The sequence below is a fragment of the Actinomadura sp. K4S16 genome (assembly GCF_008327685.1).
Lineage (GTDB): Bacteria > Actinomycetota > Actinomycetes > Streptosporangiales > Streptosporangiaceae > Spirillospora.
Genome location: NZ_BDDE01000013.1, coordinates 410442 through 435336 on the forward strand (window position 1 = coordinate 410442; position 24895 = coordinate 435336).

Annotated in this window: 18 protein-coding genes; 12 read left to right on the plus strand and 6 right to left on the minus strand. The window is 73.4% G+C overall.

Features of this window, described 5'->3' with window-relative positions; genetic code table 11:
• Both cydD and cydC read left to right on the plus strand, forming a co-directional pair.
• Positions 1–1614, plus strand: coding sequence for a thiol reductant ABC exporter subunit CydD (gene cydD / locus K4S16_RS17050; protein ID WP_149259916.1), 1614 nt, complete (start codon positions 1–3; stop codon positions 1612–1614).
• 202 nt (positions 1615–1816) lie between these two features.
• On the plus strand, positions 1817–3469 hold the full coding sequence (gene cydC, locus K4S16_RS17055) for a thiol reductant ABC exporter subunit CydC (RefSeq protein WP_268843256.1): 1653 nt from the start codon (positions 1817–1819) through the stop codon (positions 3467–3469).
• A 3-nt stretch (positions 3470–3472) separates the two neighbouring features.
• On the opposite strand, the gene K4S16_RS17060 is transcribed toward cydC, so the two are convergent.
• On the minus strand, positions 3473–4972 hold the full coding sequence (locus K4S16_RS17060; RefSeq protein ID WP_149259918.1) for a cryptochrome/photolyase family protein: 1500 nt from the start codon (positions 4970–4972) through the stop codon (positions 3473–3475).
• Between the two features lie 238 nt (positions 4973–5210).
• On the opposite strand from K4S16_RS17060, the gene K4S16_RS17065 reads away from it, so the two are divergent.
• From K4S16_RS17065 to K4S16_RS17075, 3 genes are all read left to right on the plus strand, one after another.
• Positions 5211–6266 carry a Vms1/Ankzf1 family peptidyl-tRNA hydrolase gene (locus K4S16_RS17065; protein ID WP_149259919.1) on the plus strand — a complete coding sequence of 352 codons (1056 nt, stop codon included), beginning with the start codon at positions 5211–5213 and terminating at the stop codon, positions 6264–6266.
• A 119-nt stretch (positions 6267–6385) separates the two neighbouring features.
• Entirely contained in the window at positions 6386–8104 is a 1719-nt protein-coding gene (gene polX, locus K4S16_RS17070) for a DNA polymerase/3'-5' exonuclease PolX (RefSeq protein ID WP_149259920.1), read from the plus strand.
• Positions 8105–8231: 127 nt separating this feature from the next.
• The gene (locus K4S16_RS17075; RefSeq protein ID WP_149259921.1) at positions 8232–8747 is read left to right on the plus strand and encodes a DUF2267 domain-containing protein; all 516 of its coding nucleotides are present in this window, start codon (positions 8232–8234) and stop codon (positions 8745–8747) included.
• Between the two features lie 64 nt (positions 8748–8811).
• Here the strand turns inward: K4S16_RS17075 and K4S16_RS17080 are convergent, their stop codons facing one another.
• Positions 8812–10200, minus strand: a complete 1389-nt coding sequence (locus K4S16_RS17080; RefSeq protein WP_149259922.1) for a phosphoribosyltransferase family protein — start codon at positions 10198–10200, stop codon at positions 8812–8814.
• Between the two features lie 5 nt (positions 10201–10205).
• Positions 10206–11087 (minus strand): universal stress protein, encoded by an 882-nt coding sequence (locus K4S16_RS17085; protein ID WP_149259923.1) that lies wholly within the window; start codon positions 11085–11087, stop codon positions 10206–10208.
• A gap of 86 nt (positions 11088–11173) precedes the next feature.
• Between K4S16_RS17085 and K4S16_RS17090 the strand changes: the two genes are divergently transcribed.
• The gene (locus K4S16_RS17090; protein ID WP_149259924.1) at positions 11174–14839 is read left to right on the plus strand and encodes a hydantoinase B/oxoprolinase family protein; all 3666 of its coding nucleotides are present in this window, start codon (positions 11174–11176) and stop codon (positions 14837–14839) included.
• Here the strand turns inward: K4S16_RS17090 and K4S16_RS17095 are convergent.
• Both K4S16_RS17095 and K4S16_RS17100 read right to left on the minus strand, forming a co-directional pair.
• Positions 14824–16029: a serine hydrolase gene (locus K4S16_RS17095; RefSeq protein WP_235036859.1), complete on the minus strand. Its 1206-nt coding sequence runs from the start codon at positions 16027–16029 to the stop codon at positions 14824–14826. The genes K4S16_RS17090 and K4S16_RS17095 overlap by 16 nt on opposite strands.
• 81 nt (positions 16030–16110) lie before the next feature.
• On the minus strand, positions 16111–17409 hold the full coding sequence (locus tag K4S16_RS17100) for a serine hydrolase (protein WP_235036860.1): 1299 nt from the start codon (positions 17407–17409) through the stop codon (positions 16111–16113).
• 456 nt (positions 17410–17865) lie between these two features.
• Between K4S16_RS17100 and K4S16_RS17105 the strand changes: the two genes are divergently transcribed.
• A complete protein-coding gene (locus K4S16_RS17105; RefSeq protein WP_160160938.1) occupies positions 17866–19164 on the plus strand; it encodes an erythromycin esterase family protein in 1299 nt (432 codons plus the stop codon).
• Positions 19165–19224: 60 nt separating this feature from the next.
• Here the strand turns inward: K4S16_RS17105 and K4S16_RS17110 are convergent, their stop codons facing one another.
• Positions 19225–20175 (minus strand): ribose-phosphate pyrophosphokinase, encoded by a 951-nt coding sequence (locus K4S16_RS17110; protein WP_149259926.1) that lies wholly within the window; start codon positions 20173–20175, stop codon positions 19225–19227.
• A 179-nt stretch (positions 20176–20354) separates the two neighbouring features.
• Here K4S16_RS17110 and K4S16_RS17115 point away from each other — a divergent pair, with 179 nt between their 5' ends.
• From K4S16_RS17115 to K4S16_RS17135, 5 genes are all read left to right on the plus strand, one after another.
• The gene (locus K4S16_RS17115) at positions 20355–20558 is read left to right on the plus strand and encodes a DUF1918 domain-containing protein (RefSeq protein WP_149259927.1); all 204 of its coding nucleotides are present in this window, start codon (positions 20355–20357) and stop codon (positions 20556–20558) included.
• Positions 20559–20609: 51 nt separating this feature from the next.
• A complete protein-coding gene (locus K4S16_RS17120) occupies positions 20610–21413 on the plus strand; it encodes an HPF/RaiA family ribosome-associated protein (protein ID WP_149259928.1) in 804 nt (267 codons plus the stop codon).
• Positions 21414–21808: 395 nt separating this feature from the next.
• A complete protein-coding gene (locus tag K4S16_RS17125; protein WP_149259929.1) occupies positions 21809–23086 on the plus strand; it encodes a YncE family protein in 1278 nt (425 codons plus the stop codon).
• 222 nt (positions 23087–23308) lie between these two features.
• Positions 23309–23665, plus strand: coding sequence for a YciI family protein (locus K4S16_RS17130; RefSeq protein WP_149259930.1), 357 nt, complete (start codon positions 23309–23311; stop codon positions 23663–23665).
• Positions 23662–24858 carry an RNA polymerase sigma factor gene (locus K4S16_RS17135; protein WP_149259931.1) on the plus strand — a complete coding sequence of 399 codons (1197 nt, stop codon included), beginning with the start codon at positions 23662–23664 and terminating at the stop codon, positions 24856–24858. The genes K4S16_RS17130 and K4S16_RS17135 overlap by 4 nt, the downstream gene beginning before the upstream one ends.
• Positions 24859–24895 lie beyond the last annotated feature (37 nt).

The following is a 24895-nucleotide window of genomic DNA, read 5'->3' on the forward strand; positions in this document are numbered from 1 at the left end:
ATGCGCGCGTTCGACCCCTGGCTGCCGCGGGACGTCCCCGGCGTCCGCCGGTTCCTGGCGGCGGCGGGAGCGGTCGCGGCCTGCTCGGCGGCGCTCACGATCGCGCAGGCCGCGCTGTTCTCCCACGTCGTCGTCGCCGGCTTCCTCGGGGGCCGCGACGTGCGGGACGTCCTGCCCGCGCTGCTCGGCTTCGCGGCGGTGGGCGCGGCGCGCGCCGCGCTCGGCTGGACGTCGGAGACCGGCGCCCGCACGGCCGCGTCCCGCATGGTCCGCGAGCTGCGCGGCCGGGTGCTGCGCCGGATCGTGCGGGCGCGACCGGGGAGCGTGCCGTCCGGCGAGGCGGTGACCGCCACCACGGACGGCGTCGAGGCGCTGGAGACCTACGTCGCCCGGTTCCTGCCGCAGCTGATGACGGCCGCGCTCGCGCCGCCCGCGATCCTCGCCTGGGTCGCCTTCCGGGACGTCGCGTCGGCGCTGGTCATGGCCGGGACGCTGCCGCTCGTCCCGCTGTTCGGGGCGCTGATCGGCCGCTCGACCAGGGCACGGACCCGGGAGCGGTGGCGGGCGCTCGCCCTGATGAGCGGGCACTTCCTCGACGTGGTGAACGGGCTGACGACGCTGCGCGCCCACCGCCGGGGCCGCGCTCAGGCGTCCGCCATCGCCGCGACCAGCGACCGCTACCGGCGGGAGACGATGCGGGTCCTGCGCACGGCCTTCCTGTCGGCGTTCGTGCTGGAGCTCGCCGCGACCCTCGGCACGGCGCTGGTCGCGGTCGGCATCGGTCTGCGGCTGACGACCGGCGCCATCGGCCTTGAGGCGGGCCTCGCGATCCTCGTCCTCGCGCCGGAGCTGTACGGGCCGCTGCGCGGGCTCGCGGCCGAGTTCCACGCGGGCGCGGACGGGCTGACGGCGTCGCGGCGGCTGTGCGCGCTGCTCGCGCTGCCTCCCGCCGTGCCGGCGCCCGCGCGCCCGCGTCCGGCCGCGTTCGGGACCGTCCGGCTGGTGGACGTCACCGCCGGATACGACGGCCCGCCCGTCCTGACCGGGATGTCGATGGAGATCCGCCCAGGGGGGCGGACGGCGCTCGTCGGGGACAGCGGCGCGGGCAAGAGCACCCTGCTGGCGCTGCTCCTGCGGTTCGTCGAGCCGTCGTCCGGGCTCATCACCGTGGACGGGACGGACCTCGCCGCGTTCGATCCGGACGAGTGGCGGCGGCTGGTCGCCTGGCTGCCGCAGCGCCCCCGGCTGCGTCCCGGCCCGGTGGCCGAGGCCATCGCCCCGGCCGAGCCCGGCGGCCTGAGCCCGGAGGCCGCGGCCGAACTCGCCGGCGCCGCGGGCCTGCTGAACCGCACGGTGGGCGAGGCGGGCGCCGGACTCTCCGCGGGCGAGATACGCCGCGTGGCCCTGGCCCGAGCACTGGCCCGCCCCGCCCCACTCCTCCTGCTGGACGAACCCACCGCCCACCTGGACCCGACCACCGCCCAACACGTGACCGACGCGCTCCTGGCCCTCAGCGACCGCACGCTGGTGATCGCCACCCACGACCCACGCCTCGCCGAAGCCGCAGACCAGCTGATCGCCCTGACCCCCGCCCCCACCGGAGCCCTCACGTGACCGGCCGCGCGCCGGTCGCCGGGCGCGAGCCGCGATCGGCCGTGGACACCGCCGTTCGACAAGACCAGTCCCGCTACCGGAGGCCTCGCATTGATGGGCGCCCACTGGTCGTAGGACACGAGCCGCGACCGCTCGCGGACGCCGCCCGAGAGGTCGCCCCGGCCCTGCCTCGTGCGGGAGCTTTCGCGTGAGCCGGGGGCCGGTGCGGGAGTTGATCGGTGCTGCGCGGCCGGTGGCGCATCGGTTCGTCGGGGCGGCGCTTTGCGGGGGGCTCGCGTTCGGGTCGGGGGTCGCGTTGATGGGGACCTCCGGGTATCTGATCTCCCGGGCGGCGCTGCGGCCGGAGGTCGTCGCGCTGGCCGTGGCGATCACCGCGGTGCGGGCGTTCAGCCTGTCGCGGGCCGCGTTCCGCTACGCCGAGCGCCTGGTGTCCCACGACGCGAGCTTCCGGCTGCTGCGCGAGCTGCGGGTGCGGTGGTTCCGGCGGCTGGAGCCGCTCGTCCCGGCCGGGCTGCCGGGGGCCAGGTCGGGCGACCTGCTCAGCGGGTTCGTCGCCGACGTCGAAGCCGTCCAGCACCTGTACCTGCGCGGGTTCGGTCCGCCGGTCGTCGCGCTGGTCGTGGGCGCGGGAACCGTCGCCGCCACCGCGTGGCTGCTGCCCGCCGCCGGGCTCTGGCTGGCGCTGGGGCTGCTGCCCGCCGCGCTCCTCCTGCCCGCCGCTGCCGCCGCGCTCACGCGTGCCGCCGCGTCCCGGCGGGCCGAGGGCCGCGCGGCGCGCAACGCCGAGACCGTGGAGCTGCTGCACGGCGCACCCGATCTCGTCGCCTTCGACCGGGTGGACGACCAGCTCGGCCGGATCGGCGCCGCCGACGCCGTACTGGCCCGGATCGCGCGCCGCGACGCCCGCACCGCCGGGTTCACCTCGGGGTCGGTCACCCTGCTCACCGCCGCCACGACGCTCGCCGTCCTGGTCGCGGGGCTGCACGCCGTCCACCGGGGCGCGCTGCCCGGCGTCCTGCTCGCCGCCCTCGCGCTGGCGGCCGCGGCGGCGTTCGAGGCCGTCCGGCCGCTGCCGGAGGCGGCCCGCGACCTGCTCACCGCGCACGGCGCCGCCGCCCGCCTCGGCGCGCTGACCGCCCGCCCGGCGCCCGCCGCCGACCCGCCGCGCCCACTGCCCGCGCCGCGCGGCGACCTCCTCCGGGTGCGCGGCGTAAGGGCCCGCTACGCCGCCGGCTCGCCCTGGATCCTGGACGGCGTCGACCTCGACCTGCGTCCCGGCGACCGGGTCGCGCTGCTCGGCCCGAGCGGGGCGGGCAAGAGCACCCTGGCGCACCTGCTGGTCCGGTTCCGCGACCCCGACGAGGGCCGCGTCACCTTCGACGGCCACGACCTGCGCGACCACGCGCAGGACGACGTCCGGCGCGCGATCTGCCTGGTCGACCAGCACGCCCACCTGTTCGCCACCACGATCCGCGCCAACGTGGCGCTCGCCAAGCCGGACGCCGAGGAGTCCGAGATCGTCGGAGCGTTGCGCCGCGCCCGCGTCTGGGACTGGATCGCCGGCCTCCCCGACGGGCTCGACACCCACGTGGGCGAGCACGGCGTCCGGGTCTCCGGGGGCCAGCGGCAGCGGATCGCGCTGGCACGCGCCTTCCTGTCCGGCGCGCGGCTGCTGGTCCTGGACGAGCCGACCGCCCATCTCGACCCCGCCACGGCCTGCGACCTCCTCACCGACGTGCTCGGCGACCCGTCGGGGCCGGGCATCCTGCTGATCACCCACGCACCGCCGCCGCCCGGAGCCGTCGACCGGGTCCTGCACCTGCGCTCGGGACGCCTCCACGGGCCCGGCGCCTGACCGTCAGGGGGCGGCGTCCGGGTCGCGGTCCCGGGCTGCGCGAAGGACGTCGTCCAGGTCGCGGAGGCGTTCGAGTTGCTTGACGGCGCGGGCGGTGCGGTAGTTGTGCGCCAGCCGTTCGCGGTGGCGGTGGACGAACTCCCAGTAGCCGGCGGTGAAGGGGCAGGCCCGCTCACCGGTGCGTTCGGTGGGCCGGTAGGCGCAGGGGCCGCACAGGTCGCTCATGGTGTTGATGTAGGCGCCCCCGGACGCGTAGGGCTTGGTGGTGATGCGGCCGCCGTCGGCGTACTGCGACATGCCGATGACGTTGGTGAGCATCACCCAGTCGTAGCCGTCCACGAAGCAGCGGTGGAACCAGTCGGTCACCGCCGCCGGGTCCCAGCCGCGCTGGAGGGCGAAGTTGCCCAGGATCATCAGCCGGGGGATGTGGTGCACCCAGCCCCGGTCGCGGACCTGCGCCAGTGTGGTCGACAGGCAGCGCGCCCGGACGGCCCCGGCGTCCAGGGAGGCGAACCACTCCGGCAGCGGCGCGCGGTGCCCGAGGGCGTTGGACTCCCGGTAGCGGGGCCCGAAGTGCCAGTAGAGGTTCCACATGTACTCGCGCCACCCGGCGACCTGCCGGATGTAGCCCTCGACGGAGTTCAGCGGCGCCTTCCCCGAGCGGTAGGCGTCCTCGGCGGCCTCGACGCACTCGGCGGGGTCGAGCAGCCCCAGGTTGAGCGAGGCGGACAGCAGGCTGTGGCTCATGGCCCAGTCCTCCGCCAGGACCGCGTCCTCCCAGCGGCCGAAGGTGGACAGGCGCTTGTCCACGAAGGCGCGCAGGGCACGCTTGGCCTCGGTGCGGTCGGCGGGGAACAGCCGCGGCCCGTCCCGTCCGACGAACGCGACCTCGCCGTTCCGCTCCCAGCGGTCCAGATCGGCCCTGACCTGCTCGTCGATCTCGTCTTCGCGCGGCCGGTAAGGGGCCGGGACCGGCAGTGTCGCCTCGCCCTTGGGCGGGGGCTCGCGGTTGTCCTTGTCGAGGTTCCACTGCCCGCCCGCGGGCTGGTCGCCGTCCATCAGCAGGTCGTGGTCCTGGCGCACGTGCCGGTAGAAGCTCTCCATCCGCAATTGCCCGCCGCCGGAGGACTCCGCCCACCGGGCGAACTCCTCCGGCTGGACGAGGAACCCGCGCGGCGGCAGCACCTCCGCCTGCCGGAGGCCCTGCACGAAGCGGAGGGCCGCGTGGGACGTCGGGTGGTGGACGGTCACCGGGGCGTCGCCCACGGCTTGGGCCAAGCCGTCGCGGTAGGTCTCGGCCTTGACGTAGCGGACCCGGTCGCCGAGTTCGGCCGCGCGGTGCCGCATCGCGGACAGCACCAGATGCGCCTTGGCGCGGTGGAAGCGGCGCCGGCGGAAGACCGACCGCGACTCGATCATCACGATCTCGGCGTCCGGGCGCAGGAAGCGCGGGCCCAGCTGGTCCCCGAACAGCCAGTGGAATCCGGTGTCTGAGTGAGCCACGCGGATCCTCCCCCTGGACGCCTGGACTCCCGCTCAGTGTGGCGCACGGCCCGCCGCGGGCGAAGGCGGCGCGCGACCGCACCCGCCCTTTACCGGCAGGGCCGACTCACGAAGGTCCGGCGACCCGCGGACCTTCGTCCCTAATCGGACGAATGGCCTGCTGTACAGGCTGTTTCACATGAAGGCGGACGAGAGAATCGCGACCGAGACCCTGCGTCGGCTCTGCTCCGGAGGGCCGGTGACATCGGTCTACTTCAACCTGACCACGCCTCCCGGGGAGGAGGACGCCGCGCTGCGCCGGGAGCTGACGGCCAAGCGGCTGCGGGCGCAGGGCGCGGACGAGGCCGTCGTCGACGAGCTGGACCGGCTGATCGCCCGGGCGGAACCGGGATCCGGCGCGGTCGCCGTCTTCGCGGTCGACGGCGAGCCGGAGCCCACGGTGGTCGAGATGCCGGGCGCCCGGCCGCGCGACCTCGCCGTCCACGCGCCGCTGCCGTGCCTGGTGCCGCTGCTGGCATGGCTTCAGGAGCGCCCGCCGTACGTGCTGACCCTCGTCGACCGCAAGGGCGCCGACATCGAGACCTACCGGGGCGGGACGGCGACCGCGACCACGAGGACGATCGACGGCCCGGACGACGAGATCGTGCGCAACGCTCCCGGCGGCTGGTCCCAGATGCGCCACCAGCACCGCGCCGAGGACTCCTGGGAGCACAACGCGACCATGGTGGCGCACGCGCTCGCGGACGATCTGGCCGATTCCGGTGCGCGCGTGCTGCTCCTCGGCGGCGACGTGCGCGCCATGCAGTACCTCACCAAGCACCTCCCCGAAGGCGTCCGCCAGGAAGTGACCGTGGGCCACGTCTCCGGCGGACGGGGACGGGACGGCGCGTGGCAGCACCGCAAGCAGCAGGTCCGGGAGCAGGTGAGCGAATGGGCGGACGAGGAGACCCGCAAGCTGCTGAAGCGGCTGGACGAGGGGCGGGGCCCGTCTGGTCTGGCAGTCGAGGGCGCGGTCCAGACCCTGCGGGCGCTCGCCCGCGGGCAGGTCGGCACGCTGCTGGTGGCCGACGACCCCGCCGACCGGCGGACGGCCTGGTTCGGCCCCGCGCCGACGCAGGTGTCCGACCGGCGCACGTCCCTCGTCGCGTCGGGCGCGACCCCGGTGGTGCGCGGCCCGCTGGCCGACGTCGCCGTCCGCGCCGCCCTGCTGACCGGAGCCGAGGTGCACGTCCTGGAGCCCGGGACGCCCGGCGGTCCCTCGCAGGGCCTCGGAGCCCTGTGCCGCTATGCCTGAAAGCCCGTTATGCCAGGAGATCCGCGGCGCGCTCGCGAGGCCGCAGGACACCGCGCCGGTCCGGACGTGGGCGCGGCCCGCCGCCGCGCCCCGGAGGGGGATGTGAGGGAGCGGAGGCCATGCGCGTCAACGACGAGGTCGGCGCCCTGCTGGACGAGTACGCCGACCTGCTGGCGATCACCGGCGGCGAGGCGTTCAAGGTGCGGGTGTACCAGAAGGCGGCGCGCTCGGTGGCGGGCGACCCGGTGGACCTCGCGGGCCTGGACGCCGCCGGGCTGCGGGGCATCCCGAACGTGGGCAAGTCGATCGCGGCGAAGATCGACGAGTACCTGACCACCGGGAGCATCCACGAGCTGGAGGAGCTGCGGGCGCAGATCCCGGTGGGCGTCCGGCAGCTGACGCTCGTGCCCACGCTCGGCCCGAAGAAGGCGATGGTGCTCTACCACGAGCGCGGCATCGACTCCGTGGAGGCGCTGGCCGGCGCCCTCGACACCGGTCGGCTGCACGGCCTGCCCGGCTTCGGCGCCAAGACCGAGGAGAACCTGCGGCACGGGATCGAGATCCTGCACAAGGCGGGGCAGCGCGTGCCGCTCGGGACCGCGATGGAGCTCGCCGAGGCCATCGTGGCCGAGCTGTCGGCGGTCGCCGGATGCGAGCGCTGCGCGTTCGCCGGGTCCCTGCGGCGCATGAAGGACACGGTCGGCGACATCGACGTGCTGGCCACGTCCGACCGCCCGGACGCGCTGATGAGGTCCTTCGTCGGCCTGGCCCTGGCCGAGCAGGTCATCGCGGCCGGGGACACCAAGACCTCGATCCGCACCGGCGCCGGCCTCCAGGTGGACCTGCGGGTGGTGCCGCCCGAGGACTGGGGCGCGGCCCTGCAGTACTTCACCGGGTCCCGGGCGCACAACATCCGCACCCGGGAGATCGCCGTCCACGCCGGGCTCAAGCTGTCGGAGTACGGGCTGTTCGACGTCGAGACCGGGGCCAAGCTCGTGTCGGCCGCGGAGGACGAGGTGTACGCCAGGCTCGGGCTGCCGTGGATCCCGCCCCCGCTGCGCGAGGACGCCGGGGAGATCGAGGCGGCCATGCGCGGGGAGCTGCCCGTCCTGGTCGCCGAGGCCGACATCCGGGGCGACCTGCACACCCACACCGACCTGTCGGACGGCCTGGCGAGCCTGCCGGACATGGTCGCCGCCGCCGCGTCCCGCGGGTACTCCTACTACGCCGTCACCGACCACGCGCCCGGCCTGGCCATGCAGCGGATGACCGACGAGAAGATGCTGGCCCAGCGCGAGGAGGTCCGCGCGCTGGACGGCCGCCACGGCGGCATGCGGGTGCTGCACGGCACCGAGCTCAACATCGACCCCGACGGCGGCGTGGACTGGCCCGCCGACTTCCTGGCCGGGTTCGACGTGTGCCTCGCCTCCGTCCACTCCCACTTCGACCAGCCGAGCGAGCAGATGACGCGGCGGCTGGTGCGCGCCTGCGAGAACCCGTTCGTCGCCGTCCTCGCCCATCCCACCGCCCGGCAGATCGGCCGGCGCCCGCCGGTCGAGGCCGACTGGGACGAGGTCTTCGCCGCCTGCGCCCGCACCGGCACCGTACTGGAGGTCGACGCGTCCCCGGAGCGGCTCGACCTGCCCGCCGAGCACATCCGCCGCGCCAGACGCCACGGCGTCAGGTTCGCCGTCGACACCGACGCCCACGCCGTCCCCCACCTGGCCCATCTGCGCTACGGGATCGGCACCGCGCAGCGCGGCTGGCTCACCCCGGACGAGGTCGTCAACACCTGGCCCGCCGGCCGGCTGATCGACTTCCTGCGGGCGAAGCGGTAGCCGCACCGACGCCCGGACCTGCGGAAACGCTCCACCACCTGGGGACCTTCGTCCCTGCCGCCCCGCGCTCGGACGGTCGCACGCTGGAAGCGTCCGTGTTCACCGAGACCGCTCTGGAGCCGTTGAGATGACGTTCACAGGGATACATGGGCTGGACAAGAGCATCGACACCACCAACCGGTGGATCGCCGATATGGCCGCCGCGTTCGGCACCGAGGACCGCAGGTTCGCCTACCGGGTGCTGCGCGCCTGGATGCATACGCTGCGCGACCGGCTGACCGTCGACGCCGCCGCGCACCTCGCCGCCCAGCTGCCGGAACTGCTGCGCGGGGTGTACTACGACGGGTGGAGCCCCCGGCACGTGCCGCGCAAGTACGACCTGCGCGAGGTAACCGTCCACTACGCCGAGGAGGCGCGCATCGGGCGCGACGACGTGCCGAAGACGATCGCGGTCGTCACGGAGGTCGTGTCCTCCGAGATCGCCCCGGGAGCCGTGGACCAGGCGGTGTGGCAGCTGCCCGAGGAGCTCCGCAGGCTGTTCCTGCCGGGCGGCGAGCCCGCGGGGCGCGGCCGGCCCGCGGAACGACCCGCGGAGCGGGCGGCAGCGAGGAGTCCCGAGAGCGCCCCCAGAGCCGTCATGTGAGGCGCCGCCGGGCCGGGGCGCCCACCGAGACCGTGGCGCCCCGGCCCGTGCCAGGGGCGCCGGATCAGCGCATGTAGGCGAGGAACCAGTCCCTGGCGTGGGCGGTGACGGCCTCCAGGGCGCCCGGCTCCTCGAACAGGTGGGTGGCCCCCGGCACGACGGTCAGCTGGTTCTGGCAGCGCAGGCGCTCCTGCGCGCGCCGGTTGAGGCCGAGCACCTGCCGGTCCTCGCCGCCGACGAGCAGCAGCGTGGGGGCCCGGACGTCGCCGAGGCGGCGGTCGGCCAGGTCCGGGCGCCCGCCGCGCGAGACGACGGCGGCGATGTCGGCGCCGGGCTCCGCGGCGGCCCACAGCGCCGCCGCCGCACCCGTGCTCGCCCCGAAGTAGCCGACGCGGACGCCGGCGGTCTCCGGCCGCCCCCGCAGCCAGGCGGTGGCGGCGACGAGCCGGTCGGCCAGCAGGCCGATGTCGAAGACGTTGCCGCGGTCGAGCTCCTCCCGGGTGGTCAGCAGGTCGAACAGCAGCGTGCCGAGCCCGGCCCGGTTGAGCCCGGCGGCGACCTGCCTGTTCCGCGGGCTGTGCCGGCTGCTGCCGCTGCCGTGCGCGAACGCCACGACGCCGGTGGCCTGGGCGGGGACGGTGAGGTGCCCGGTGAGCTCGACGAAGCCGCCGTCGATCCACACCTCCTCGTCCAGGGCCGGGGGGCCGGGCGGATCCGTGCGGAGGCCGGCGCTAGGAGGATCGGGTGGATCGTCCCCGGGCCGGCCGGCGGGACCGCCGCGGCCGGGCCCGGCGGGACCGCGCCGGGCATGGCTCGACGCCATCGCGGCGCGCTCCAGCAGCTCGACCACCTCGGCGTCCGACGTCTGGCCGAACTCCTGGTACCACTGGCCGACGGCGAAGAACAGCTCCGGCTCCTGCAGGCACACCACCTCGTCGGCGACCCGGCGCAGGTCCGCCATCGTGTCGGGAGAGCCGACCGGCACCGCAAGGACCACGCGGCGCGCGCCGTGGGCGCGGGCGACCTGGCAGGCGGCCCGCGCGGTCGCGCCGGTGGCCACGCCGTCGTCGACGACGACGGCCGTGCGGTCGCGGAGCTCCACCCGGGGCATGCCGCGGCGGAACCGCTCGACCCGGGCCTCCATCTCGGCCTCCTCGCGCCGCTGCGCCGCGGCGAGGTCGGACTCGCCGAGCCCCGTGTGGCGGACGATCTCCTCGTTGACGATCAGCACGCCGTCCTCGCCGATGGCGCCCATGGCCAGCTCCGGCTGGAAGGGGACGCCCAGCTTGCGGACGACGATCACGTCCAGCGGCGCCCGCAGCTCCCGGGCGACCTCGAACGCGACGGGCACCCCGCCGCGCGGCAGCCCCAGCACGACGACGTCCTCGGCCCGCAGGCCGCCCAGCCGCCCGGCCAGGCGCCGTCCTGCATCGGCCCGATCGGCGAACTCCATCACCCTCACCTCCCCGGTCCGGACGAGGGCACCACCGCCACCGGGCAGCGGGCCTCCTGGAGCGCGACCTGAGGCACCGGCCCCAGGAGCATCTGCGGCAGCGAGCCGATCCCTCGGGCGCCCACCGCCAGCATCGCCGCGCCGTGGGAGGCGCTGACCAGGGCCCGCCGCGGAGCGTCCAGGACGAACTTGGTCTCGACCAGCACCTCGGGCCGCTCGGTCCGCCAGGGCGCGACGGCCTGCTCGAACCGCGCGATCGCCTCGTGCCTGATCGCCTGCGGGTCGATGAAGGGGACCCGGTCCGGCCCGGGAAGCGCGGCCGGGTCCCACCAGCTGCACAGCGCCGTCACCGGGCCGTGGTGCAGCGCCGCCTCCTCGACGGCGAAGCCGAGCGCCGCGTCGCCGGCCGCCGAGCCGTCCACGCCGACCACGATCCGGCCGCCGTCCAGCCGCTCGGCCGAACGGACGACGACGACCGGGCAGGCGGCCTGCGCGGCCACCTGGACCGCGGTGGAACCCACCGGAAGGCCGTCGAACCCGCCCTGCCCCCGCGCACCGAGCACGACCATGACGGCGCCCTCGGACGCCTTCAGGAGCGAGCCCGCGGCCGACCCCCGCTCAAGGCACCAGCGCACCTCCAGGCCCTCGGCGAGGGCACGCGCCTTGCGCACGCCCTCGTCGGCCACGATCGCGCCCTCGCTGCGGAGGATCTCCAGGGTCTCCTTGTCCGGCGGGCGCGCTGGATAGGGCCAGTGCCACACATGGCAGACGGTGAGGGCGAGGCCGCGCAGCCGGGCCTCGTCCACCGCCCATCGGAGCGCCTGCTCGGCGGCGGGTGACCCGTCGTATCCGACCAGGACGGACCGCATCTTCCCGTGATCGTCCATCGGCCGCCTCCCCTCCTCTACCGCGAGGGTGTTTCCATCCTCACCGAACGGAAACTGCCCAGGTAGAAGCCGTTTCGGAGGTCGCCATGGCGGCGCGCTGGGAGTTCTGGATCGATCGCGGCGGCACGTTCACCGACGTGGTCGCCCGGCGGCCGGACGGCGCGCTCGTCACCCACAAGCTCCTGTCCGAGGACAGGGACCGCTACCGGGACGCGGCCGTCGCCGGGATCAGGCACCTGCTCGGGGTCGCGCCCGGCGAGCGCATCCCGGCGGAGGACATCGCGGGCGTGCGGCTCGGCACGACGGTGGCGACGAACGCCCTGCTCGAACGCACGGGCGAGCCGACCGTCCTGGTCATCACCGAGGGCTTCCGCGACGCGCTGCGGATCGCCTACCAGAACCGCCCGCGCATCTTCGCCCGCGAGATCGTGCTGCCGGAGCTGCTCTACGCGCGGGTGATCGAGGCGAGGGAGCGCGTCGACGCGCGGGGGCGGGTCGTCGTCCCGCTCGACGAGGACGCGGTCGAGCGCGAGCTGCGCGCGGCGTACGACGACGGGTTCCGCTCGGTCGCGATCGTGACCATGCACGCCTACCGGCATCCCGTCCACGAGGCCGCCATCGGGCGGATCGCGCGCCGCACCGGCTTCCCCCAGGTCTCGGAGTCGCACGCGACCAGCCCGCTGATGAAGCTGGTCTCGCGCGGCGACACCACCGTCGTCGACGCCTACCTCTCGCCGATCCTGCGCCGGTACGTGGACGAGGTGTCCGGCGAGCTGGACGGCGCGCCGATCATGTTCATGCAGTCCAGCGGCGGCCTCACCGAGGCGCACGGGTTCCGCGGCAAGGACTCGATCCTGTCCGGGCCGGCGGGCGGCATCGTGGGCATGGCGCGCACGTCCACCGCCGCGGGCTTCCGGCGCGTCATCGGGTTCGACATGGGCGGGACGTCCACCGACGTCTCGCACTACGCGGGCGAGTTCGAGCGCCAGTACGAGACGCAGGTGGCGGGGGTGCGGATGCGGGCGCCGATGCTGAGCATCCACACCGTCGCGGCCGGCGGCGGATCGGTGCTGCGCTTCGACGGCGGCCGGTACCGGGTGGGCCCCGACTCCGCCGGCGCCGACCCCGGCCCGGCCTGCTACCGGCGCGGCGGCCCGCTCACCGTCACCGACGCCAACGTGATGCTGGGACGGATCAGGCCCGACCACTTCCCGCACGTCTTCGGCCCGGACGGCGACCAGCCCCTGGACGCCGCGGTCGTCCGGGACCGCTTCGCCGCCCTGGCGGACGGGATCGGCGACGGCCGCCCGCCCGAGGAGGTCGCGGCCGGGTTCCTGCGCATCGCGGTGGCGAACATGGCCAACGCGATCAAGAAGATCTCCGTCCAGCGCGGCTACGACGTGACCGGCTACGTGCTCGCCACCTTCGGCGGCGCGGGCGGGCAGCACGCGTGCGCGGTCGCCGACGCGCTCGGCATGCGGCAGGTGCTGATCCATCCGCTGGCGGGGGTGCTGTCGGCGTACGGGATGGGGCTGGCCGACGTCACGGCCATGCGGGAGTGCGCGGTGGAGGCCCCGCTGGCCGAGGACCTGCTGCCCGAGCTGGACGCGGTCCTGGACAGGCTGGAGCGCGACGCGCGCGACGAGCTGCGGGACGAGGGGATGGACGCGAGGCAGGTCGTGCACCGCGCCCACCTGCGTTACGCGGGCACCGACACCGCCCTGCTGGTCGAGGCCGGCGACGTGGAGGCGATGGTCGCCGAGTTCGAGGGGATCTACCAGCGGCGCTTCTCCTTCCTCATGCGGGACAAGCAGATCGTCGTGGAGGCCGTGTCGGTGGAGGCGGTGTCGTCCGGGGCGGCGTCGGCGGAGTCGGTCCCGGCAGAAGCGGTGTCGGCAGGCGCCGCGGCAGGTGGGCCGGGCGACAGGAGTCGCGAAGGCCCGGCCGCGGTGGCGCGCGTCCCGATGCACGTCGACGGCGACTGGCGCGACGTCGAACTGTACCGGCGGGACCTGCTGCGGCCCGGCGACACCGTGCCGGGCCCGGCGGTCATCGCGGAGGCCAACGCCACGACCGTCGTCGACCCGGGCTGGCGGGCGGCGGTGAACGACCTCGGCCACCTCCTCCTCGACCGGGTGGCGGCCCGGCCCGGCGGGCACGCCGTCGGCACCGAGGCCGACCCCGTCATGCTGGAGATCTTCAACAACCTGTTCATGTCGATCGCCGAGCAGATGGGCGTCCGGCTCCAGAGCACGGCGCACTCGGTCAACATCAAGGAGCGCCTCGACTTCTCCTGCGCGATCTTCGACGCGGGCGGCGAGCTCATCGCCAACGCGCCGCACATCCCCGTGCACCTCGGCTCGATGGGGGCGTCCATCAAGGAGCTCATCAGGCGGCGGCGGGCCACCGGGGGCATGCGGCCGGGCGAGGTGTACGCGCTCAACGACCCCTACCACGGGGGCACCCACCTGCCCGACGTCACCGTGGTCACCCCGGTCTTCCTCGGGGACGTCGAGTCCGGGGCGGCGCAGAACAGCACCACAGGGGACGGCGCCGCCGACATCTCGTTCTTCGTCGCGTCCCGGGGCCACCACGCCGAGATCGGCGGCATCACGCCGGGGTCCATGCCGGCGTTCAGCCGGCGCGTCGAGGAGGAGGGCGTCCTGATCGACAACTGGCTCCTGGTCGAGGGCGGCAGGCTCCGGGAGGCCGAGACGGTCGAGCTGCTGGGCTCGGCGCTCCACCCGTCCCGCAACCCGCTCGACAACCTCGCCGACCTGCGCGCCCAGATCGCCGCCAACGAGAAGGGCGTCGGCGAGCTGCGCGACATGGTGCGCCACTTCGGGCTGGACGTCGTCCACGCCTACATGCGCCACGTCCAGGACAACGCGGAGGAGGCCGTCCGCCAGGTGATCACGGCGCTGCGCGACGGCTCCTACGCCTACGAGCTCGACAACGGCGCGGTCATCAGGGTCGCGGTCCGGGTCGACCGCCGCGCCCGGACGGCGGAGATCGACTTCACCGGCACCTCGCCCCAGTCGGCCGGCAACTTCAACGCGCCGTCGTCGGTGGCGATGGCGGCGGTGCTGTACGTGTTCCGCACGCTGGTCGACGAGGACATCCCGCTCAACGCGGGCTGCCTCACCCCGCTCCACGTGAAGATCCCGCCGGGCTCGATGCTCGCGCCCGAGTACCCGGCGGCCGTGGCCGCGGGCAACGTCGAGACGTCCCAGGCCGTGACCGGAGCCCTGTACGCCGCGCTGGGCGTGATGGCGGAGGGCTCCGGGACGATGAACAACGTCACCTTCGGCAACGAGCGCCACCAGTACTACGAGACGGTGGCCAGCGGCTCCGGCGCCGGGGACGGCTTCGACGGCGCCGACGTCGTCCAGACGCACATGACCAACTCCCGGCTCACCGATCCCGAGGTGCTGGAGTGGCGCTACCCCGTCCTGCTGGAGAGCTTCGAGATCCGGCGCGGGAGCGGCGGGCCGGGCCGCCGGCATGGTGGCGACGGCGGCCGGCGCCGCATCCGCTTCCTCGAACCGATGACGGTGACCACGCTGTCAGGCCACCGGCGCGTCCCGCCGTACGGGATGGCGGGGGGCGGGCCCGGCACGGCGGGACGGCAGTGGGTGGAGCGCGCCGACGGCTCCGTGACGCCGATGGAGGGCTGCGACTCGCTGCCCGTCGGCATCGGAGACGTCTTCGTCATCGAGACGCCCGGCGGCGGCGGCTACGGCGCGGTGTGAGCCCCCTTCCGGATGGTGTCCGGGCAGTACTCGGCGGTCACCGCCTGCTCGGTGAGCCGGACCTGGTTGACGGCGTCGGTGGTAAAGACGAACGACATGGAGTGCCGCCCGCCTCGCGTGCTGCCCGTCCAGGTCTCCCAGCCGTCCAGGGTGCCGCCGTTGCCGTACGCCTTCACGCCGCAGGGCGTGGTGGCGATGACCGCCCCGAGTCCGTAGCGGAACACGTCGCTGCCGGGGTAGGGCTGCGATCCGGGGACGGGTCGGAGCATCGCCCGCAGGAGCCGATCGGGCAGGAGCCGTCCGCCGAGCAGGGCGGAGTCGAAGCGGTCGAGGTCTCCGACCGTGGAGATCATGTCGCCGGACGCGCGCGCGAAGGTGATGTTGACCTCGGTGGTGTCCCTCAGCTCCGCCGGGTCGTCCGCCACGGGCGTGTATCCGTGCAGGTGCGGGCCGCGGATCCGCGGGTCCGTGCCGGGGAAGTAGGTGCTGCGCAGGTGCAGCGGCCGGATGATCCGCTTGTTGATCTCGTGGACGTAGCTCCGGCCGGTGACGCTCCGGATGACCAGGCCGAGCAGCACGTAGTCGGTGTCGGAGTAGCGCCACGAGGTGCCGGGCGGGAAGTAGGGCGGGTACTCCACCCCCGCCTCCGCCAGTTCGCGCAGGGTGAAGTCGTGCCGCGGGTCGGTGACGGCGATCTCCTCGATCCGGGGGTTGTCGGTGTAGTCGGCGACGCCGCTGGTGTGGTTGAGCAGCATCCGCATCGTGATCTTGTCGGGCTCGTACCCGTTGCCCTCGACGACGCCGGGGATCACGTTGGCGACGGTGTCGTCCAGGCGCAGCCTCCCTTCGGCGACGAGCTGCAGGACCACCGTCGCCACGAAGAGCTTGGTGATGCTGCCGACCCGGTACTTCATGTACGCCCGCGGTGGACGCCCAGTCGTGACGTCGGCGACCCCGCTGGAGAGGTTCAAAGTCCGGTGCGGCGTGCGCGACTGGGCGAGCGCGCCCGGGGCGCCCTCCCGTACGGCCTCGTCCAGGACGGCTTGCAGCGCCTTCCCAGATCCGCCGCCACCGGTCTCATGCGGTCGCTGGACGGCCGCCGCGCTACCGGCGGTGTTCACCGCGACGGCAAGGGCCAAGGCGGCGGAGGCGATGCCCCCGGCGCGCGTGCATGTCCTCAGAGTCATCATGTTGCCACTCCCTCAGATCAGGTGAATGCCAAGGTCGGTGCCGGAGACGTCCTCGTCATCGGGACGCCCGGCGGCGGTCGGCTACGGCGCGGTGTGAGCGGGGCTGCGGCGCGGCACGAGGCGCGGCCCCGGTGCGGTGTGAGCGGCCCCCGAGTCGGCGCCCTTGTGAGCTCCCGAGCCGCCCTTGGAGTCGGTGCGCGGCATGTGGGAGCAGTATTCGGCCGTCACCGCCTGCTCGGTGAGCTTGATCTGGTTGACCGCGGTGGTGGTGAAGACGAACGACATCATGTGCCGTCCGTCGCGCGTGCCGCCCATCCAGCTCTCCCAGCCGTCCAGCGTCCCGCCGTTGCCGTACACCCTGACCCCGCAGGGCGGCGTGGCGATGATCGCCCCGAGTCCGTAGCGGAACATGGCGCTGCCGGGGAAGGGGTGGGAGCCCGGCGTCGGACGGAGCATCTCCTCCAGCAGCCGCGCGGGCAGGAACCGGCCCCTCAGCAGGGCGGAGTCGAAGCGGTCGAGGTCGCCGACCGTGGAGATCAGGTCGCCCGTGGCGCGCGCGAACGTGGTGTTGATGTTGGTGTTGTCCTCCAGCCGCGACGGGTCGTCCTCCGCAGGCACGTACGCGTGCAGGTGCGGCGGGCGGATCCGCGGGTCCGTGCCGGGGAAGTACGTGCTGCGCAGATGCAGCGGCCGGATGATCCGCTTGTTGATCTCGTGGACGTACGTCCGGCCGGTGACGGCCTGGATGACCATGCCGAGCAGCACGTAGTTGGTGTTGGAGTAGCGCCATGAGGTCCCCGGCGGGAAGTCGGGCGGGTACTCCAGGCCGGCGTCGGCCAGTTCCCGCAGTGTGAAGTCGTGCCGCGGGTCGGCCAGGGCGATCTCCGTGATGCGCGGGTTGCCCGTGTAGTCGGCGACGCCGCTGGTGTGGTCGAGCAGCATCCGCATCGTGATCTTGTTGGGCTCGTACCCGTTGCCGTGGACGACACCCGGGATCACCTTGGCGACGGTGTCGTCCAGGCGCAGCCGCCCTTCGGCGACGAGTTGCAGGATCACGGTCGCCACGAACGTCTTGGTGATGCTGGCGATCCGGAACTTCATGTCCGCTCGCGGCGGGTGCCCGGTCGCGAGGTCGGCGACCCCGCTGGAGAGGTTCAGGATCCGGTGGGGCGTGCGCGACTGCGCGAGCGCGCCGGGAGCGCCCTCCCGCACGGCCTCGTCCAGGACGGCCTGCAGCGCCTTCCCTGATCCGCCGCCACCGGTCTCATGCGGTCGTTGGACGGCCGCCGTAGCGCCCCCGGTCATGTTCAGCCCGGCGGTGAGGGCCAGGGCGGCGAGGGCGATGCCCTGAGTACGCCTGTATGTCCTTGTGATCAGCATGTTGTCACTGTAAGTAGCAACATGCCCACAGTCTGTATGAGAGGTGGGATTTTGAACCGATCAAAGGGCGGGGGATACCCGGCGGGGAACCGCCCGGCCTCTCGCACGGCTCCCCGCCGGGCGCGGTCGGCGGCTCCCGCCTTTCGATAATGGACGGATAAGTGCTATTAGGCCGCCTCGATGCAAGGTTTACCTTTTCCGGGTGATGACCAGAGATCACGAATGGGAAGATCACCTCAGGTCGCGCGGCCGCGGGAACGGCGGCGTTTCACGTCCGCAAATCCCACATCACGGGACGCACGGCCACGAGCGACGGCGAAGCGGGCAATTCACCCTGGACGCTTCGCTCCTCACCATTCACCTATTGCGAGGTCGGCAGATATGTCGTTGCTCCGTGCCGGTAGATTTCCGGCATTCGTCGCTGCGTTGGCGCTCGGCGTGGGGACCTTCACGCCAGTGCCCGCGCGCGCCCAGGAATCCGTCCCCAACCGCGAGGAGGCAGTGGTACGCGCGCTCGACCGCGGCGCGCATCCCCTGCTGACCACCGAGCCCGACCACGAGACGCGCGACCTGCGCGCGCTGGGCCGGATGATCGGCGAGACCCCCGTGGTGGGGCTGGGCGAGGCCACCCACGGCACGCACCAGTTCTTCGCCTTCAAGCACCGGGTCTTCGAATACCTGGTCAAGGAGAAGGGGTTCACGACGTTCATGCTGGAGTTGAACTGGGGCACCGGGCTCCGGCTCAACGAGTACGTCCTGCGGGGCAAGGGCGACCCGGCCGCGATCATGCGGCAGGAGTTCCAGCAGAACTACCGCCTGTTCGCCAACGAGGACTACCTGCGGCTGATCAAGTGGATCCGGCACTACAACGTGACGCATCCGAAGCAGCGGCCCCTGCAGTTCATGGGCGACGACGTCTACTTCACGAACATCGTGATCTTCAAGGAGATCTTCCGGTACGTGCGCGAGCGCGGCCGCGCGGACCTCATCCCCAAGCTCAAGGCCCTCTACGACGGGCTGATCCCCACCACCGACCTCAACACCTGGGAGCGGTGGTACGACGCCAAGCCCATGGCGGAGCGGCAGCAGGTGCAGCGGCAGGCGTGGAAGGCCCTGCAGATCGTCAGGAGCCTGCGCCAGGGCGCTCCCCGCAGGGCGGCGGAATGGGCCGAGCAGCAGGCGAACGTGGCGTACTGGATCGCCAAGACCCACGCCGCCGAGGACTTCTCGGGGCCCCGCGACGAGGCCATGGCGCTGAACACCGTGTGGTGGTACCGCTACATGAAGAGCAAGGTCCTGCTCTCCGCCCACAACGCCCATGTCGGGTACCTGGGCGAGGAGCCGGGGCACACGTTCAAGCGGCAGGGGACCTGGCTGCGCGAGATCCTCGGCCCGGGCTACGTGGCCATCGGCGCCAGCTTCTACAAGGGGACGTTCACGGCGCTCGACGAGGACACCGGGTACATCCGGAGGTTCACCGTGGGCCCGCCTCCGCCGATCAACGCCGAGCAGGTGCTCAACCGGGTGCGCTACCCCAAGTACTACGTCGACATGCGCACGGTGGACGAGCCCGCCCGCTCATGGCTGAGGGAGGAGCACCAGGTCCGCTACATCACGGCGGTGTACTCGCCGACGGCCGTGGAGGAGAACAACATCATGCAGCCGTTGGGACTCACCTACAGCATCCTGTACGAGCTGCGCGACACGACGCCGTCCAACCTGATCCCGGGGATTCCGCTGGGGCCGGGCCACTAGCACCGGTGAGCGGGCCGGGTCCTGACGGGCCCGGCCCGTTCGGCGTCCCTGCGGACCGCGTCACTCCCGCACCATCAGGCTTTCCAGGGACTGCCCCCTGTGCAGGCGGCCGATGGCGTCGGCGATCAGCGGCCCCACGGACCGGACCCGCAGCGACGCCCGCGCCCCTGCCACCGGGAGGGTGTCGGTCGCCAGCAGGCAGCGGATCGGAAGCCCGTCGAGCCGGTCCCAGGCGGCGGCCACCAGCGGACCGTGGGCCGCGGCCACGGTGATGTCGGGGGCGGCGCCGCGGGCCAGCAGGACGCGCACGGCCGCCTCGATCGTCCCGCCGGTGCTGATCATGTCGTCCACGATGACCGCGGGCCGGCCCGCCACGTCCCCGACGAGCTCCTCGGCGTGCACCCGCTCGCCGGACAGCCGCGTCTTGCGCACCACGGCGACCGGCCGCCGCAGCAGCCGCGCGTAGTGCTCGGCGGGCTTGACCGCGCCGAGGTCGGGCGCCACCAGCACGGCCGCTTCCGGTGTCGGCTCCGCCAGCGCGTCGGCCAGGATCGGCACGGCCGTCAGCATCTCCACCGGGATCGGGGACACCGCCTCCAGGGCGACGGTGTGCGGCTCCACCACGACCAGCCGGTCGGCTCCCGCCGAGGCCAGCGCGCCGGCCGCCACCTTGGCGCCCACCGCCTGCCCGGCCCGGCCGCGGCGGTCCTGGCGGGCGTACCCGAAGTACGGGACGACCGCGGTGACGGTCCTGGCGCCGCCCCGGCGGCACGCGTCCAGGAGCAGCAGCAGCTCGACCAGGTGGTCGTCGACCGCGGGCCCGGTGGGCTGCACCACGTAGACGTCTCCGCCCTGCACGCCGTCCACGGCCGGCCGCAGTTCGCCGTCGGGGAACCTCTCCACCTCGCTCGGCACCGGGCGGATGCCCAGCATGGCCGCGACGGCGGCGGCGAGCCCCGGATGGGCCGTCCCGGAGACGATCCGGATCGACGTCGTGGTCGGGCTGGACATCGCCCCTCCTGTCGTCGGCCGCTTCCCCGGACTCCTTCCCCGCCCTCCGCCATATAGCCGGAAGCTCCGCATATCCGGTGGAATATGGCTGACCTGCGGGAATATGGACCTTTGGCCCTGGTGACGCCCTGCCGCGCGACCCCACGATGGACTCTCAGGCGCGACGTGAGGGGGACACGATGCGAGCCAGCGAAGGCGACCGGCTGATCATCCACGGGCACCACGTGGGCGACCCCGGACGCAGGGCCGAGATCCTGGAAGTCCACGGGCACGACGGGGAGCCGCCCTACCTGGTGCGGTGGGACGACGGCCACGAGAGCACCTTCTACCCGTCCTCGGACTCCACCATCGAGCACCAGCCGGCCGAGTGGTCGAAGCACTAGGGCCGCCGGAGCGGCAGAGCGGCCGAAGCAGGAGAGCAACGGGGGGATGTCATGGACCGGACGAGGACCAGCGCCGCGCCCGAGGTGGCCGTGGAGCACCGGGGAAGCGTGCCGGAGGGCTCGACCGACTACGCGCGCTCCAAGGTGAGCGCGGTGTTCCGGCACGCGCCGGAGCCGGTGCTGTTCGCGCGCGTGAAGCTGACCATGTCGCCGGACCCGGCGGTGGAGCGCCCGGCGACGGCCCAGGCCAACCTGGACGTCAACGGCCGCCTCGTCCGGGCGCAGGTGGCGGCGCCGACCATGTCCGAGGCCGTCGACCGGCTCCATGACCGGCTGCTGAACCGGCTCGACCGGATCTCCCGGCACTGGGAGGCCCGCCGGGGCGCCTACCCGTCGAGTCCCGCGACGGGCCCGCACGAGTGGCGGCACGGCGCCGAGCCGACGCACCGGCCGGACTACTACCCGCGCCCGCCGGAGGACCGGGAGCTGATCCGGCACAAGTCGTTCACGCTGACCGCCGAGACGCCCGACGAGGCGGCCTTCGACATGGAGGTGCTGGACTACGGGTTCCTGCTGTTCCGCGACATCGAGACGGGCGAGGACAGCGTCATCTACCCCGCCGACCACGGGTACCGGCTGGCGCAGGCGACCCCGCGCGAGCAGGTGGGCGCGCCCCGCGCCGTCCCGCTGACGGTCAGCCCGCGTCCGGCGCCCAAGCTGACCGTCCGGGAGGCGATCGAGCATCTGGAGCAGGCCGGGCGCCGCTGGGTGTTCTTCCGCGACGCCGGGACGGGACGGGGCAACGTGCTCTACCACCGCTACGACGGGCACTACGGCCTGATCATCCCCGCGTAGCCCGGAACGGCGAGGCCCCGGCCGGAGCCGCCCTTCGGTGCCCGCGACCCCTTATCGGCCCCTCTCCAGGGCCGATTCGGTCCGCCCATGCATTCCCCCACCAGGTGACAAGAAATCCCCCGAGTTCGGGTCTTGCGGCGCACACCACCCCTGCTTACTATCCAGTAACCAAAGTCTGAATACGGTGATGTTCGGATTTCAGTGGATTCGCACGCGGCCCACAAGGCCGGCCGAATCCGGGGGCACGGCCATGCCCGCGACCGTCGTCACCGCGCCACCGGCGCCGCGGCATGCGCGGAAGGGCCCCCGCTCGCCGCCGTGCGCGCCGGCAGGGACGCGGAAAGGTTCCGCGCCCCCGCCCGCCCGGGCGACCCACCCCCCTGGGAGAAGCAAGCATGCACGCTGCGACCACCCCTGCCCGGCCCCGCACCAGTCGGCGCCGTCGCCTGCGGAGCATCGCCGCGGCGGCCGTCCTGGCCGCCGGCGCCATCGCGCCCGCCGTCTCCGCGACCACCGCGCACGCCGCGGACCTGCGCGAGGTCATGTTCGTCGGCAACAACTGGGAGGGCACCGCCGACGTCATCAAGTCCAGCGGCGACTTCGCCAAGATCGGCCGGATCAACGTCATCCCCGACAAGAGCCGGCGCCTCACCGCGATCTACCTCAACCCGATCAACCTGGCCGTCTACCTCGGCATCCGGGCGACCGCCGGCGAGGGCCACGACCAGCTCGTCGACGACCTGTACTCCACCCCCGACGGCACCGCCCTGGTCGCCTCGCGGCCCAGCTTCGGCGACGTCGTCTCCATCGACCTGGCCACCGGGAAGGTCAAGTGGCGGTTCGCCGTCTCCGGCTACCGCGCCGACCACATGTCCGTCTCCCCCGACGGCACCAGGGTCGCGGTGTCGGCCTCGCTCGGCAAGGTCGTCCACGTCCTGGACATCAACACCGGCAAGCAGCTCGGCTCGTTCGCCACCGGCGACAAGCCCCACGAGAACATCTTCACCAAGGACGGCAAGTACATCCTGAACATGTCGATCGGGAACGTCGAGACCGACATGGACGACCCGTCCCAGGACTGGACCAAGGGCGACCGGCACATCACCATCGCCGACGCGTCCACCTACAAGGTCGTCAAGACCATCGACATGCGCTCGCGCCTCGACGCCTTCGGCCGCAAGGACCTGTCGAACGCGATCCGGCCCGCGGTGTTCTCGCCGGACGAGTCGAAGCTGTACTTCCAGGTCTCGTTCTTCAACGGGCTCGTGGAGTACGACATGGCCACCGACAAGATCACCCGGGTCAGGACCCTGCCGAAGAACCCGGCCACCAGCGACGACCGCAAGACGTTCGTCAACGACTCGCGCCACCACGGGCTCTCGATGAGCCCCGACGGGAGCAGGCTCTGCGTGGCCGGGACGATGGACGACTACGCCACCATCGTCAACCGCTCCACCCTCCAGGAAGGCCCGCTGGTCACCGCGTCCAAGCCGTACTGGGCCACCGTGAGCGGCGACGGCCGCGCCTGCGTCATCTCCGAGAGCGGCGCCGACCAGGTCACCGCGATCGACTTCGGCACCGGCCAGAAGATCACCTCCGTCCCCGTCGGCGACCACCCGCAGCGCGTCCGCGTGGCCCACATCCCCGCCACCTGGACCGGCACCACCGGCTGACCCCCGCACGCACCGGGACGCAGGGCCGCACCCGCCCCGCGTCCCGGCCCCTCCCTGCCCGTCCCCTGCGGAGCCCCGCAGGGGACGGATCTGCTTCGCCCCGGCCGGGGTAGATCATCCAGAATTTTTTCCGCGGTGATGTCGATTGGCATCGTGGGCTTTCGTAGCCAGAGTGAGAGGCCGGTATCGGGCCGGCCGCGTCCGACCTCCAAGGAGCCCGCCGTGAAGAAGTACCTCCTCGCCGTCCAGTTCGACGAAAGCGCGCCTTGGCCGTCCGAGCAGGGGCTCCAGGAGCAGCACGCCCGGACGGCCGGGGTCACCGAGGAGATGAAGGCCGCCGGTTCGTGGGTGTTCGTCGGCGGGCTCCTGCCCTCGCACGCCAGCACGGTCGTCCGGCCCGGCGACGGCACGACCACGATGACCGACGGGCCGTTCGCCGAGACCAAGGAGCAGCTCGGCGGGTTCTGGGTGATCCAGTGCGACGACCTCGACCAGGCGCTGGCCTGGGGCGAGAAGTGCGCGCTGGCCTGCGGGTCCCCGATCGAGGTGCGCCCGTTCGAAGACGCCCAGTGGAGATGAGCACGGATCTGGACGCCGTCTACCGGGCGGAGTACGGGCGGTGCGTGGCCACGCTGACGCGCTTCCTCGGCGACATCGGGCTCGCCGAGGAGGCCGTGCAGGACGCGTTCGCGGTCGCCCTCCAGAAGTGGGACGAGCCGCCGCCCAATCCGGGCGCGTGGATCGTGACCACCGCCCGCAACCGGGCGATCGACCGCCTGCGCCGCGAGTCCACCCGCGAGGCGCGCCACGCGCAGGCGCTGCTGCTGCACCAGGCCGACGAGCCGGAGGAGGCGGGGCCGGTGCGCGACGACCAGCTCCGCATGATCTTCACCTGCTGCCACCCGGCGCTGTCGCCGCTCGCGCGGACCGCGCTGACCCTGCGCCTGCTCGGCGGGCTGGAGGTCGCCGAGATCGCGCGGGCCCACCTGGTGCCGGAGGCGACCGTCGCCCAGCGGATCGTCCGCGCGAAGAAGAAGATCCGCGACGCCGGCATCCCCTACCGGGTGCCCCGCGCCGCCGAGCTCCCCGACCGGCTGGACTCGGTGCTCACCGTGCTCTACCTCATTTTCAACGAGGGGTACGCGGCCACGTCGGGGGAACTGCTGCGGACGGACCTGTGCCAGGAGGCCGTCCGGCTGGCCAGGGCGCTCGCGGAGCTGATGCCCGACGAGCCGGAGGCGGTCGGGCTGCTGGCGCTCCTCCTGCTCACCGAGGCGCGGCGGCCGGCGCGGACGGGGCCCTCGGGTGAGCTGGTGGTGCTCGCCGAGCAGGACCGGTCGCGGTGGAACCGGGAGCTGATCGCCGAGGGGCACGAGCTGGTGCGGTGGTGCCTGCGCCGCGGCCGGCCGGGGCCCTACCAGCTGCAGGCCGCGATCAACGCCGTGCACACCGACGGGCCCGCGACCGACTGGGCGCAGGTGCTGGCGCTCTACGACCAGCTGCTGCGGCACTCCCCGACCCCGGTCGTGGCGCTCAACCGCGCCGTCGCCGTCGCGGAGGTGCACGGGCCGGCGGCGGCGCTGGCCATCGTCGACGAGCTGGACCTGCCGGGCTACCACCTGCTGCCCGCCGCCCGCGCGGACCTCCTCGCCCGCCTCGGCCGTACCGCCGAAGCCGTCGCCGCCTACGACGAGGCGATCACCCTGGCCTCCAACGACACCGAACGGACCTTCCTGCGGACGCGGCGGGCGCGCCTGGCCCCGGACGGCTGAACGACGACCGGCCGACTGGCCGGTCCACCTGGCGGTC